At 47.6% G+C, this 13,986-nt stretch carries 14 protein-coding genes; 3 read left to right on the top strand and 11 right to left on the bottom strand.

Annotation, left to right across the window (positions count from 1 at the left end):
* Window positions 1–49: 49 nt before the first annotated feature.
* Window positions 50–532 carry a hypothetical protein gene (locus tag QNH28_RS02280; protein ID WP_283909991.1) on the bottom strand — a complete coding sequence of 161 codons (483 nt, stop codon included), beginning with the start codon at window positions 530–532 and terminating at the stop codon, window positions 50–52.
* A gap of 317 nt (window positions 533–849) precedes the next feature.
* On the opposite strand from QNH28_RS02280, the gene QNH28_RS02275 reads away from it, so the two are divergent.
* Complete coding sequence (locus QNH28_RS02275; RefSeq protein WP_283909990.1) at window positions 850–1,575, top strand: HNH endonuclease; 726 nt, start codon at window positions 850–852, stop codon at window positions 1,573–1,575.
* 101 nt (window positions 1,576–1,676) lie between these two features.
* Here QNH28_RS02275 and QNH28_RS02270 read toward each other — a convergent pair whose 3' ends face one another.
* Window positions 1,677–1,874: a YwbE family protein gene (locus QNH28_RS02270; protein WP_042184438.1), complete on the bottom strand. Its 198-nt coding sequence runs from the start codon at window positions 1,872–1,874 to the stop codon at window positions 1,677–1,679.
* A 61-nt stretch (window positions 1,875–1,935) separates the two neighbouring features.
* Here QNH28_RS02270 and QNH28_RS02265 point away from each other — a divergent pair, with 61 nt between their 5' ends.
* Complete coding sequence (locus QNH28_RS02265) at window positions 1,936–2,238, top strand: hypothetical protein (RefSeq protein WP_283909989.1); 303 nt, start codon at window positions 1,936–1,938, stop codon at window positions 2,236–2,238.
* 28 nt (window positions 2,239–2,266) lie between these two features.
* On the opposite strand, the gene sdaAA is transcribed toward QNH28_RS02265, so the two are convergent.
* The 4 genes from sdaAA to QNH28_RS02245 all read right to left on the bottom strand — a co-directional run bounded on the left by sdaAA (window position 2,267) and on the right by QNH28_RS02245 (window position 4,876).
* Window positions 2,267–3,145: an L-serine ammonia-lyase, iron-sulfur-dependent, subunit alpha gene (gene sdaAA, locus QNH28_RS02260; RefSeq protein ID WP_042184434.1), complete on the bottom strand. Its 879-nt coding sequence runs from the start codon at window positions 3,143–3,145 to the stop codon at window positions 2,267–2,269.
* A complete protein-coding gene (gene sdaAB, locus QNH28_RS02255; RefSeq protein WP_283909988.1) occupies window positions 3,142–3,852 on the bottom strand; it encodes an L-serine ammonia-lyase, iron-sulfur-dependent subunit beta in 711 nt (236 codons plus the stop codon). The genes sdaAA and sdaAB overlap by 4 nt, the downstream gene beginning before the upstream one ends.
* Before the next feature lie 153 nt (window positions 3,853–4,005).
* Window positions 4,006–4,335, bottom strand: a complete 330-nt coding sequence (locus QNH28_RS02250) for a GNAT family N-acetyltransferase (protein ID WP_283909987.1) — start codon at window positions 4,333–4,335, stop codon at window positions 4,006–4,008.
* On the bottom strand, window positions 4,301–4,876 hold the full coding sequence (locus QNH28_RS02245) for a DUF4269 domain-containing protein (RefSeq protein WP_283909986.1): 576 nt from the start codon (window positions 4,874–4,876) through the stop codon (window positions 4,301–4,303). The genes QNH28_RS02250 and QNH28_RS02245 overlap by 35 nt, the downstream gene beginning before the upstream one ends.
* 323 nt (window positions 4,877–5,199) lie before the next feature.
* Between QNH28_RS02245 and QNH28_RS02240 the strand changes: the two genes are divergently transcribed.
* Complete coding sequence (locus QNH28_RS02240) at window positions 5,200–5,655, top strand: hypothetical protein (RefSeq protein ID WP_283909985.1); 456 nt, start codon at window positions 5,200–5,202, stop codon at window positions 5,653–5,655.
* 7 nt (window positions 5,656–5,662) lie between these two features.
* On the opposite strand, the gene QNH28_RS02235 is transcribed toward QNH28_RS02240, so the two are convergent.
* The 5 genes from QNH28_RS02235 to QNH28_RS02215 form a co-directional block, all read right to left on the bottom strand.
* Window positions 5,663–7,303 (bottom strand): NAD(P)H-hydrate dehydratase, encoded by a 1,641-nt coding sequence (locus QNH28_RS02235; protein WP_283909984.1) that lies wholly within the window; start codon window positions 7,301–7,303, stop codon window positions 5,663–5,665.
* A 46-nt stretch (window positions 7,304–7,349) separates the two neighbouring features.
* Complete coding sequence (locus QNH28_RS02230) at window positions 7,350–7,982, bottom strand: NAD(P)-dependent oxidoreductase (protein WP_283912028.1); 633 nt, start codon at window positions 7,980–7,982, stop codon at window positions 7,350–7,352.
* A gap of 216 nt (window positions 7,983–8,198) precedes the next feature.
* On the bottom strand, window positions 8,199–8,612 hold the full coding sequence (locus QNH28_RS02225) for a GNAT family N-acetyltransferase (protein WP_283909983.1): 414 nt from the start codon (window positions 8,610–8,612) through the stop codon (window positions 8,199–8,201).
* Window positions 8,613–8,808: 196 nt separating this feature from the next.
* Entirely contained in the window at window positions 8,809–12,672 is a 3,864-nt protein-coding gene (locus QNH28_RS02220) for a CBM96 family carbohydrate-binding protein (RefSeq protein ID WP_283909982.1), read from the bottom strand.
* 167 nt (window positions 12,673–12,839) lie between these two features.
* Window positions 12,840–13,979 (bottom strand): glycoside hydrolase family 88 protein, encoded by a 1,140-nt coding sequence (locus QNH28_RS02215; protein WP_283909981.1) that lies wholly within the window; start codon window positions 13,977–13,979, stop codon window positions 12,840–12,842.
* Window positions 13,980–13,986 lie beyond the last annotated feature (7 nt).

Raw genomic sequence — 13,986 nt, 5'->3', positions numbered from 1 at the left:
CGGCTCGCTCCTTGCCCAGACAAATGAATGTCTTTTGTTCACTGCAATTTTAACGTCTTTCCGTACCTCCGTCCAGCGAAAAGTAACATTGTACAGAGGGGAGTAGTGTAACGGCCTGAATCAACAGCCCTAGACTCATATAGATCAGATGTATCATTGCAACACTATTCAGCATGTACGTCTGCACCGTTATCCAAATGATTTGCCCAAACCCGATATATAGAGACATAGCCCAGAAGCTATATAACTTCTTAAAAGGATTTAATCGTTCCACTAAGTGCCACTGGGGTCTCTTGATCAAACCATAGACAACGAGCAGAGGCAGTAAACCAAATACGATAAATAGCAGAATACCCGGAAATAAAAAATCTGAGAATGGCGATCTTTCCAGCATAGAAGTCGGCATTTTCATTAGATCGCCGCTAGGATCTATTACAAGAGCACCGCCCCCTCCTAACGCTCCAACCCCCAAAAAAATAAGAAGAATATAAAGCCATGTTACTGTACCCGGCCTTCCCTTCGTTAATTCCATTTCACTACCCCATTTCAATATAAGAATTAGAGCAACCCTATTTTGATAACGATTTCACCCTCCTTCTATTTTACAAGTTTTTACTGTTTACCGCCGAGATGCATATCACAAACTTAGCAGGGATTTCGCTTTTTTTACGTACGATGTGAACAGCAGCGCTTTACGTTATACTATAAGTATCTTCTGCGTCCTTAAAAGGGCGGTAAGCATTTAAGCCTGAAATATATGACATAAAGTATGGTGTGAAACTTATAGTTTCTTATATTAAAAACAAGGAGACAGGACATGCGTGCACATGCGCTGCACCTAACATACCTATGAACGATACTGACCTTCTAGCTACTAAACAGTGTGCTTATTGCCACAAGCAGAAGCCGCTTTCTGAATTTCGCAGACGTACAGGCAAACGTTCCAAGGGGCAGTCACGCCGTGGTGCCTGTCGTGAATGTCGGAGACAACGGGAAACACTAAATATAAAGCTCACAGCAAACCCCTTACTGGTGAAGCTTGATACGATCCAAACCCATCAGCACCCTCTATTGGAACGTCCCAAAGAGGGAAAGCCATCTTCCACTCCTGCTTCCTCAGGACAATCTAATCCGAACCGACGCGTACGAGGTTTGGAGCAGCGAAGAAAACAGCCACATTCTCAAGGCGCGAAGCTAAATCCTGAAGATCCAACCCAATTGATTCCTTCTGCTAAAGGGATGATTCTAATGCGCGGCCATAGTGATAAAGGGCGGCGCTGGCATCAGGAGATCGATCTAGCGCTTGCGATTACGCTAGTTAGGGAACATGCCGCTATCGTTGTGAATCGCCGAACCATAAGGCGATTGTATAGCAATAAGGATTTTCGCGCTTATATACTAGCCAGAGACAACTATACCTGCTACTTCTGCGGCGCTTATGGGGACACTATTGACCATTTACTGCCACGTGCTAAAGGTGGCCATACAACCCCAGATAATTGCGTCTGCGCTTGTACGTTATGTAATCAGACTAAAGCTGATAAATCTGTTGAGGATTTTATGGGCCGAATATAACCTCTTAAACCAAAAAGCCCTAATCTCAGAGGTCATTCTGTTCTCGTGAACAGACGCCTTAAGATTAGGGTCGCTTTTTAATGTGGAGAAGTGGGGTTTATTTAGTTCCCTGTAATATTCTTAACTCGTCCTACCTGTCCGCTAGTCAATCTGACCTTAATGCCATGCGGATGTCGAGGTGAGTTCGTGAGAATATCTTTTACCGTACCGTGTGTTAGCTTGCCTGTAGGCTGATCCTGCTTAAGTACAATATCCACTTCAAGCCCAGGACGAATATCCGCTCTTACTTGTCCGTTCATGATGTAATCCCCTTTCATGGGTTATAATGTTGTCAACTACAATAGATAAGGATGAGACTTTATGGCCTTCGGCATCAATAGAGAAGAATTATCCCGGTGGAAAAAAGCGGTCTCCGCAGGAGAGATCGCCTTCTTGACTCATTATTGGGTGGATCCACGCTTTCCCGGCATCACTACCGTCACCAAGGTGGGCTGTAGTGATCTTACCACACTGAAACACTGGTGCGAGGAGAATGGATTGCCTGCCCAATATATTCATAATCGTTCATCGTTTCCCCACTTCGACCTTATTGGACCTAGGCAGGCAGAAATCCTTCGGCAAGAAGGTCTATGGGATCAGCTGGAACGTTTCAAAATGCTCTAAATACGAATTCTGATTCAAGACGTATTAATTACTTCTTTTTGCGTAAATCCTGCATGATTTTACGACCGGTAGGTGTCTGTGCTAAACCGCCACCTGCAGTCTCGCGGTGTTTCTCTGGCATAGCTGAGCCTACCTCGAGCATGACCTTGATGACTTCATCTGAAGGAATCACACTACGAACACCAGCCAGTGCCATATCTGCAGCGGCAAGTGCGGTAACTGCACCGAATCCGTTTCTAACTATACAAGGAATCTCTACAAGTCCGCCAACCGGATCACAAATCAGGCCTAAAGTGTTCTTAAGTGCTAGCCCTACAGCATGCACTGCTTGTGCAGGCGTTCCGCCGCGCAGCTCGGTTAACGCGCCTGCGGCCATCCCAATAGCAGAACCTACCTCGGCTTGGCAGCCACCTTCCGCGCCTGATACAAACGAATTATTGGCAATGACATAACCGATGGCCCCGGCCGCGAACAATCCGGATACCATGTAGTCGTCATCCCAGCCAAACCGTTCCTGACAGCTGAGAAATACACCCGGAATAATCCCGCATGAACCGGCAGTAGGCGTCGCAATGATCCGGCCCATAGAAGCGTTGACTTCAGATACAGCCAGCGCGTAAGCCATAGCTTGACCTGCAGGTCCACCTAGGCACGGTTCATCAGCTGCATTATATGCGCCTACACGCTGGGCGTCCATGCCTGTAAGACCGCTCCGTGAAGTTGTATCTTCATGCATCCCGCGATGAACAGCCTCTTTCATCACGCCATAATATTCACGCATCGTGGAAAATTCATGATCACTGGAACGTCCAGATTCCGCGCTTTGCTCTTCGAGCATAAGTGCTCCAATCGTGAGACCGCGTTCCTCACACAATACAGCCAGCTCGCTAAGTGTTTGAAAATTCATGTTAAACTTTCCTTCCCCTTCTCATCTTGCTTACCTTCATTTAAATTAACCAGCTTCACGGATTTCACAGCAGTAAGCGCTTTAAGCGCTTCAATAAGCTCCGGTGTAGCCGCTTCATCCAGCTCCAGCACCGTTAAGGCTGCACCACTGCGATTCTTACGATCAAGAGACATATGCCCTATATTAAACTGTCCGTTACGCATCACTTCCGTAACACTCGCCAGAACACCCAAATAATCCATATGATTAATCAGAACCGTCGGATAGATCCCCGTGAGCTTCACTCCAAAACCGTCGATATCAACAATCTCGATGTTCCCGCCACCAATAGATGTCCCTGTTAACGTCAGTTCGCTTCCTGTTTCTTGTCCGATAAGATGCAGCTTAACCGTATTCGGATGTGGAAACAGGCCTGTTCCCTGCTTAAAAGAAACTTCCATCCCGGCTTCTGCTGCCAGCTCTAGGGAATCTGGAAGCCGATGATCGTCGGTGGTGAAATCAAGCAGCCCTCCAACAATCGCTCGATCTGTGCCATGTCCCTGATATGTCGCTGCAAAAGAACCAAAAAACGTTACTTCGGCCACACGCGGAACTTCACCTAACACCTGCCTCGCAGCCCTCCCGATCCGTGCCGCCCCAGCGGTATGTGAGCTTGAAGGACCGACCATTGCCGGACCAATAATTGAAAATACATCCTTAAAACGCATAAAAGACCTCCTGCCTGCAAGAATAGGCAATTATCGTACTCCTATATAGTATACTGCACCAGCAGTCGGAGTTCACCGTGACATTTGCTGTGATATAAATATGCCTAACATTCCGTATTCAGAGGATAGTATTTGTATTTCATGTCCTGAGTATCACAAGATATCCTGGGAGTACAGCATAATTCCACCTCTATACTGCCAGCCCATCCCTTCCCAGAACCCTCTTCCTTGTTCGTTGGTTCCAATAACCATCAGGTGGCACTTGGCAATACCGGCTGTACGGAGATTCTCAAGACAGCGAGTCACAAGCTTACGACCAACACCCATTCCCCGGCAGTCATTATGAACAGCAACATGATACATGTAGCCTCTTCGCCCATCATGCCCGCATAATGCCGTACCTACCATCTGGCCATCTTCGTTCTCACAAATCTGGCTAAAGCCTCGGTTATGCGCCAGATAACGCAGAATGGCATAAAGCATGAAGAGCGCTCCGAGGCAGCTTTTCCAGCTCCAGCAGCGCTTCGTAAGGATCGCCCTCTAATCCCAGAGCTTTCGCAAAGGCAGGTTCTGTCTTCCATCCACTTGTCTTTAAAAAAATGATCCGCTCGCGAAAATCATCATCCATTTGAGCTAAAATTTCAGCTTCAACGATCATATGCAAATAACCATTCTGGAGCTCCGTTCGCTTCGGCTGTCCAAACAGTTCTATAGGCCAGCCCTTTGCCATAAAGTTAACTTTTATTCGAGGGATGCCTTGAACCACTCGCGATTCGCTAACAAGCCCGTCTATGGATCCAAAATACCGAACAACTAGCGCCTTAAACTCCACAGGATCATGAACCTCACAAATGATATCCAAATCGCTGCCCTCGACTTGAATTCCAAGCGGTACTGTTCCAACCAACAAAGGATTATAGTCCATTAGCAAATTCATAATCTCCAGCTCTGTAAGAAGGTTATAGACCTCTTTCTGAACTGCGGTTCCACGATTCAAATCATCGATTTTTCGCCAATCCTTCATTTTGAATAAGCGCCTCCTCCGACTTGGGTTTATGAACGCATATGTATGTATTGAAGATAGCGCACGCTTTTCTGGGCGCATGCATAGAAATATACGGAAGATAGAAGGCAAGGAGGAGTGTATTAGAAAAATGAATCCCACCTACCCCTATTATGGGGAACGAACAGTACGTAAGGAGCAACCTATCACTTTCCCCACACAGCACCAAAGCCGCCAGTTAGATCTAGACCATCAGATGAATCCCCGCCAACGTGTATTCATGTCAACGGTGAAGACATGGGTACAAGCTGATACACAACACACCACGAGAGGAATGTATACCTATGAACAAGATACCTGACTATGATATTCCTTCTATCCGTTTAACAAGTGGCATGTACGCATTATCAAAATTAGCCTGCGCAGGGCTAACGTACGTCCTTATCTCCTTACTTATGCTTGGGTTTCCACAACATAATGGCGTACCTGACGGTTGGCCTCTTTCGATCCCTTATGCTATTTATGCTTATGGACTGCCGGCTGCACTAGTAGCCGATGTTCTGCTGCGCCTCCTGCGTTCCACATCCCATGTCGTTTCCCTTGTCGTATATGTTGTAGCAGGTTTCGGTGCAGGTCTATGGCTGGCAGCAGAACAAGGTGCAGAGCTACTGCTATGGGGTCTGGCAGGAATTTTGGGATTGTTGCTGCTGCGTGTGACGCAGCTGGGCGTGGAGCGATCCCCTCTGTTACTGCCTGTGTTTGCACTATTTCTACCACTGCTCTGCTTACTGCTGTTATAAGCCGCACTCAGAGTGCTTCTATGATATCACCGGCAATAATAGCCGCTGGATGATTCCGCTGACGGGCGGCCCTCTCCCCTGCTAAACCGTGCAGATATACACCAAAAGCTGCTGCCTGCGTAGCATTTAGTCCTTGAGCCAGCAGGCTGGAAATGATGCCCGTTAGCACATCACCCGCTCCACCAGTGCCCATGCCGGGATGGCCTGTGGTGTTTACATAAGCTTGCCCTTCAGGCGTTGCTATAACGGTATGCGCTCCTTTTAATACGAGCGTGATCCCGTGCTCTTTAGCGTAGTCCATAGCCAGACCGATGCGGTCTCGTTGCACCTCAGCTGTTGTTATATTGGCAAGCCTGGCCATCTCACCAGGATGAGGCGTCAGAATCACCGGATGGCGTCTACTTGCCCAGCCCTTGTAATCAGCCTCAGCTAATATATTCAAGGCGTCCGCATCAATAACCAGAGGACAATCCGTCCCTTCCCAGAGATTGCGAAGCCATTCTGTATCAGCCTCGAATCGACCCAGACCGGGACCAATAGCGATGACGTCTCGCTCTTTACTTAGCTTCAGTAGCTCTGAAACGCTCCCTGCTTGCCAGGTTCCATCTTCATTGCCGCCAACATCGGCCAGCATCAGTTCAGGGGCAGAACCGATGATACAGGACAGCAGCTTCTGAGGAAGCGCCCATGTCACCAATCCGCAACCGGCCCGAAGCGCAGCACGGGCAGAGAGCAGTCCGGCACCGCTCATTCTTAAGGTGCCGGCGGCAAGAAGGACATGCCCATAAGTCCCCTTATGGCCTTCAGGCGAACGCCGGCGGGCCAGATCTACGCCCAGATGGGCATGCAGCACTTCCGGTGTCAGCAGGTGAACCTGCACACCAATGTTAGTGGCCAGAGAAGTCGGAATGCCGATGGCTCGGACCTTCACATGCCCCGCTGCGCTTGCGCCGGGGTATTGCAGGAGCCCTCGCTTGAGAAACGCGAGGCATACCGTCACTGACGCATGAATGCAAGGCTCATGCGTCTCGCCCGTGTCCGCGTTCAGACCACTCGGGATGTCCGCGGACACGATCACTTTGCCGCTGCTATTCGCTGCGGCAATCAGCTCCGCATAGGCGCCGCGCGGGGCTCCCGCGGCGCCAGTGCCGAGCAGCGCATCCAAGATGCCGCTGCACTCGGCAAGGTCCAGCCGATCCCTGCCGTATACCACGGCAGGGAGGCCCATGGCTGCAGCCGCATCGCGCTGCAGGGCGGCCTCGCCGGAGAGCGACTCCGGCGGCACCGCATAGACAAGCGTGACGGCGATGCCCGTCTCGCGAAGATACCGTGCGGCGGCGAGGCCATCGCCGCCGTTGTTGCCTTTGCCGACGAGGATGAACCATCGCTCGGCGGCGGCATTGTCCAGGGTCAGCGCATGATCTGCGCTGACCTGAAATGCCGCGCCAGCCAGCGCGGCATCCTTCCCGGCGTCTTCCGCATTGACTGCATTCCTGCAGCCCTCTCCACCTCTCCGCCGGCACAGCGCAATGATCTCCTCTGCGATCACTCTTCCCGCATTCTCCATCAGCGCAATAGCTGGAATCCCCAGCCGCTGGATCGTTTCTCCATCCAGCCGCCGCATTTGCTCAGCAGTTACCAGATACATGGTTCGGCCCCTTTCCGCTACACTTCAATCCACAACTAGCTTGATATCAATAAGCTACAGTAAATCTCGTCCGGCTAAAATTCCCTTCCTCCAGCTCGTCCACCATAGCTACAGCAAAATCCTCTACACTGATTATACTTTCGCCATTCTCATCAAAAACGAGACGGTCGAGTCCAATGCGGAATTGACCTGTACGTCGACCTGAATGAACTACCGCAGCAGGACTGGCATACGTATAATCCAGTTCTGTGTTTTTGTAAATTTCATAAGCTTCCGCATGTGCCTCTGCCAGTGGTCTAATCTGAGCAGGGAAATCTGCCGTATCCATCAACAGCTCTCCAGATTCAGTCTTCAAACTACCTGCACCACCCACAACTAGCAGTCGATTTAGCCCAGCTTCTTGCATTCCCTCTACAATTGCCTTAGCTGCTGTTATCAAATCCTTCTCTCGGCCGAGTGCTGGACCGTAGGCACTGATTACCTCCTCATGTCCACGGACTGCAGCTGCGACTGAAGCAGGATCTAGAACATCTACAGTCGTGATGTGCAGACGTTCATGTTCAAGGGTTACTGATTCTGGATTCCGTACCGCAGCTGTTACCTCATGTTTTCTTTTTAAAGCCTCCTGTACAATCGCCTTTCCAATCGTTCCTGATGCACCCAATACTACAACATCCATCTGTATTTTCCTCACTTTTTCCGGGTAAGGCCAGCGTACGACCTTCCTTGTTATTTATATTTTCAATACTCATCTTAATAGCTTTTCCCTTACAGCCTTTAAACATTATTTATCCCATGAGATCCCATTGAAATCAGATCCCCAGCAATTAGCTTCCAGACGAAAAACCCCTTAGCCAATACAAGGGGCACTCCCTAATAAGCGCATGTACTCGCATTAACGACGCAAAAACATACCCTGAGAACGTGGCATGACCGATTCAAAACCATATTGTGCATATAATTTAGAAGCTTCCCCATCTGCAATCAAACTTACATAAGCCTTGTCCGGTATAGTATGAAGGAACTCACTGATTTCTCGCATGACCAATTTCCCTAAACTCCGTCCTTGATGTGAAGGCTTAACTGCAATATCCGTAACCTGAAAAAAGCATCCCCCGTCGCCAATCACCCTGCCCATCCCGACTAAGGTATTCTCCTCATACAAGGTTACCGCAAAAATAGAACGAGGCAACCCTATTGCAGCACCTTCCGCGCTCATTGCACTCAGTCCAGCCTCTTTTCTCAGCGCTAAATACTGTTCCACTGAAGGACATTCATGACGTATATCCAGCTTTCCTGTTGTCCCCATGCCGTTCTCCTCCTAGCATCTTACAATAAAATAGACTTAGCACCGTTCAGCATTGCTGTCCCAACTATATACGACTCAACGGTGCACAGGCAAGACTCGCCTCAGTCAAATATACAAAAGCCGCCTGGCACTTAGGCTAGGCGGCTTCTTTGAATCACCAATTCTCATGATATGAAGCTTTATTGCTACCCGTAGCTTATTTCGTGTAAATCACAATCTTCGGTTTGCCTCCTCCGTTCTCCTTCGAATAATAATAGTGAGAAACATTGTTTTTCGTCTGTGAAGTAATAACTACACTTAACTTCTTGTCTCCGACAAGTTCGGTGTTAAATTGAGAACTGATATTCAGCTCCACAGAATTCTCAGCCGATGGCATACTCCATTCCCCTAAGAGTGCCCCTCCTGCTGGCTTGTTATTATAGTTAATTGACGTTTCTCCCCAAGAATCATCCTGGACAAACTGCGCTTGATCGGTAAATGTTCCCGCTGAAGCTGATGTCAGCCGTAGTTTCGCAGTAAATGAGGTTAAATCTGACGGTAGATCACCTAAATCAAATCGTAGGTAAGAATGGCGAAACACACTTGAACTAGTTGAGTTTCTTACCTCCAGCTTTTTACCGGTTCCATAGTTTGTCGTTGGATTTGCTGCCCACACGTATGCATCTGAGTTCACATCTAATTCAATGAAATCCGGAAGACCTACCGTATGGTTATTAATCCGAAGCTGATCATCAACTGGACTATTCATTACCAATTTACCAATATCCATTAGGTCAGGAGCTCCGGTCAGAAACGCGAAGTGGTCCGCAATCTGAATTTCCGGTTTGCCCTGCGGAGCGATATAAACGTTATACGCTTTCGAGTCCAGATCAGCAAGTAAGGTAACATGATAAAGCTCATTTGCTTTATAGTTGAGTTTCTCCTTTTGCTCGAAGCTGTTGCCGTTCCGAACATCGAAGTAACCTTCAGAATTCAACCGAAGAAGCATGGGTAAATCAGACTCACTGCTCACAGCCGATGACTGTCCTGTATAACCGATTACCGCTCCTACTTGGTCGGCTGTCGGGATCAGGTCGAACTCTATGGACTGGACCCCTGAATGTCCGACTCCCAGATCGAAGCTATTCAGATATTCAGAAGAAGATGACCATGAAGGTACGCCTACCGCATAAATATAACCATCGGAAACGGTAAAGTCGGAAATCAGACTACCATTCAACTTCACACTAGTAGCGCCGAAAGCTCGTATCGCAACGGCCGATACAGCGTTAGGGTCATTGGCGGCGACCAGATTCGACCCGGTAATCTCCAGAGTTGTGCCATTCCAGTCAACAGCAATATCATTCACCGGCATTTTAGATGCAATAAGATTAGCCTCACTATGCTCCAGTGTCGATCCCGATTTCAGGATGGCTGATGTGACCTTACCGCTGCTCGTCTTTTCGACATAAGCCAACTTCCCATCAAATGAAAAGGTATCAAAGTTGCGTCTGAATCGCGGATTGTCTTCGTGAGAGACATAATAATAGCCCGAAGTGTCAGCATCTCCGACGTTCTCGATCTTCAGCGAGCTGGCTACGGTAGTCGGAACTGATAGAGCCATTCGAGTGACTTTGATGTCGCGATCCTCCCCGCTTGCGGTCGGATACAAGACCGTATCAAAGGTAGTGTCTCCGGATACGGTCTTGGTAAACGAAGCGTAGGTAGAATTGGACACCGAATAAAAAGCATTGGAATAATAACCATTATCGAGCGTAGCCGTAATTTGTTCGTGATCAGCGGGCACGACTTGGATATCACCGTACGTGTCATTGAACACAGTACTTACTTTTTGGGTGGACGCATCTAACGCCGGATTGGCCGTAGGCAAAAAGTGCCAGGTTTGCTGGTACTTATTTGTTCCGAGTGGTGCTTGCACAACGTCTGAAACTATCGAAAAGGACGATTTCAGGAAAAGCGTGTCACGAGAATGCTTGAATCCAGGCACATTTTGGGTAACACCCGAAACAAAGTTGAACTTGCTATTATCCGTCCAATCTTGCATCCAGCCCTCTGTTAGATTTTGAGGCGTATCGTTGATTTCTATCGTATTATGCGCTTCAGTTGAGTATCGCAGCCAGTTTGAAATCGAATCGTTACTATAAGAGTAGGTTCCTGGATCAACCAGTAGCGGTCTTCCATACGCATAATAAGTAATGGAGTTATCATCGGGATGCCTGTGGGGCGCCGCTTGCTTAACATTCGTAAACAAATAGCGATCATTAGGAGACCAACCACTACGCATCATGGCACTTTTACTTACCGGATATAGAATGGAGGTGTAGGAGGGCTCTGTACCTTGTGCTCCAGAAGTTCCTATATAACGTAAGGCGTCATCGTCAGTAAGCTCGCCAATCTGCTTTATAGTAGCTTTGAGATCAGTGTACTGACTATCTCCGAAATTAACAGCGTAGCCGTTAGGAAATGCAATATCGGCCAAGTATTTACCTAAACTGTTCAAATTACTATCAAAAGATCCTTCGAAAGGAACATTATTCATAACTCCAAGCTGCTTGATCGCAATCATGGGAGCGGTTGTTACCGTGGTATAGGTGTCACTTGATTCGGAATAAGATCCGTCTTTGAAAATCAGTGTCGACATTAAATAGTCAAATCGGGAGTAAGCCGTGGACAGCCAGGTAGCAGAATCAGTAAACTCAGGGAAATAGAGTCCAAGGGTGTACAACCCCTCTGTTTCAACCATACCGTGGTTTCCAACGGGACTAAAGCCGCCCGGACTATTTAAGTAGGTCCCTTTTTTCCAGAATGTTTTCAAAATATCTATATTGGATTCAGCACTCATAGAAGAACTCTCTCTTAACACATGGTAAGCCTTTACCCAACTGGCGGACCGAATCCCAGCGTCAAAGTTTCTAGGAAATGATCCTGCTCCATATTCACTCGTAGAGGCCTCTCCATCAACGATGAAATCGACCATGTAATCGATATATTTCGCCGCAAAGCTTTCCGTACCTGTATTTAAATATTCCGCTAAAAGAGGATTAAGCCAGGAAAATCGAGTGATCTGATAATGGTATTCGATATCTGCAATGTTTGGTGTAGGACCAGCCCAATCCGTACCTGAGGACAGCCCTTGCCAGGAAAATGTTTTTCCATTGTGATTTGCATAAGTAAGGAGGTTCTCATCCCAAGCCGTGTCGCCTGATTTATAGATCATCACATCTGTACTTTTATCTAATTCAGAATATCCTGATAACTTCAGTGTTGCTGCCGTAACCGTGCCTTTAATCGACGATAAATCAAAATTCAGATAAGCTTTACGCGTATTTGAATCATAGGGAGCACCGGATTCCTGTACCTGAAGCAGCGTCTCGCTGGCGTGGATAGCCGTATCATTGCCACGAATGTAAGTATCCTTCGTAGACGTCAAATTTACTGTATGAACACCCGTAGCATCCGAATATTGGATCTCAAGCGTAGGACGGCATTGAGTAAGCGTTGTTAGCGAGCAATCTTGCTCAAGGCTGTAAATATTCGCTTGATTCGTTCCCTTGTAACGTCCTATTAGCATGAAGCTAAGATCGGAGCCAAGCGCGCTTTGTACCGTAGAAAGTATATTCATGCTGTACACTGCGGATACAGGTTCTACTGTAATGGTACCTAAGTAGTATTCTTTAAGCGGTGTTACGATTTGATCCATCAAGAGAGGTACCATCGCAGGATTTGAACCGAAAACAGTTGGAACCTTTCTGTTTGTTCTATTTTTAAAATATTCCAGCATATCACTTTTAGCCTGCTCGTAATTTCCAGCTTTAACAGCTGATTCTACGGAGCTTAACCCTGGGAAACCATCGTAATCTAGTTTGCTCGGCGTATTCCATCGTTGTTGAGCTTGATCCCAAACCCCAAAGAAAGAGGCATCTGACATATTGCTAACACCAGATGAAGCGCTTACGGTTTGAGGCTCAGCAAATAAAGTTAACAACGTTTGAGTGAAGACTATAAGCGTAATAAGTAAACAAGAAGTCCTTTTTTTCTGTAAGTTTAATAAATTTCTCATCATACTACCTCCTGTAATACGGATATTAATCATTCATTGATCGAGGTATTCGCATGCGTTGGATGGGTTACTTCGAGAATAACGCCATCCAACGAGGTGTTGACTTCATTTGTTTTACCAATACACGCCTAGCTTTTTCCAGAGAAACTAATTATCCTATCGTCTTACTACCACAAATATAGGTCGTTTCCTTTTAGCTTAAAAATAGCTTCCATAAAATAATAATCCCCATAAATGATTGAAACATGAATGTCTTTATGATGATACGCTGCTGAACCACCTATTAACAGCTGATCGGAATCGGTCGTCCAGTCGCAGCGAGTAGCGTCCACTGTTTTCAGGAGCTTCAGCGCGGCGTTCAGGTAGACCTCCTTTTCGTGCTCTCCAACAACCTGGGCGATCTCAATCAGTCCGCAAGCGGCGATCACCGCTGCCGTGGTGTCTTCGTAAGCGGGCTCCTTCGGTTGCCGGAAATCGATCGGAATCACGCCGTTATCCGGAATATTAGCCATAAAATAATGCGCCACCCGTTTGGCCGCCTGCAAATACTCCGGCTTTCCTGTATGCGTATAACTGATCATAAAGCCGTATAAAGCCCAGGTCTGCCCACGTGTCCAGGACGAGCCATCCTCGTAGCCTTGGCCGCCGTAAGTTCGGACCACGCCTCCATGGAATGGATCGAACTCCACGATGTGATTCACGGAACCGTCCGGCCTGATAAAGGCTTCTAGAGCGGTGTCCGCATGCCTCATTGCGATTTGCGCATATCGCGGATCTTTAGTCTCTTCGCTCGCCCAATAGAGAAGCGGAAGATTCATCATGCAATCCACGATCGCCCACCCTCTCGTATCTTCGCTGGCCGTATCATCGTTCCAAGCGCGGATAAATCCGCCTGCCAGGTTAAATCGTCCAGCAAGTAGATTGGCAGCATGCATCGCCCTCTTACGGGATTCCGGATTTCCGGTTACTTTATAATTAGCAACGCTCGTAGGCAGCCACATAAATCCGACATCATGATGCAGATCGTAGAATTGATGGAAACAGGCATCCAATGCACTTTCCGTGAAATTGGCGATTTCCTTGTACTTCTGAGCGCCGGTTTCATGGTGCATGAGCCACATCATACCGCCCCAAAATCCATTCGTCCACCAGTTGATATCTTTTTCGATCTGATTGTCGTGCGTGCCATTTCTTGTCGTGTATGGAATTTTGTTTTTTGATCGTTCACATACTACGTCCATTTTGTCCCTTAGTTTGGCAATGACATTCTCTAACCAAATTTGATCGGCATTCTGCAGGTTTAACATCTTTTCA

This window comes from Paenibacillus sp. G2S3, assembly GCF_030123105.1.
Lineage (GTDB): Bacteria > Bacillota > Bacilli > Paenibacillales > Paenibacillaceae > Paenibacillus_AQ.
Note: the sequence above shows the minus strand (reverse complement) of the source record. Positions and strands in the feature narration are given on the sequence as shown.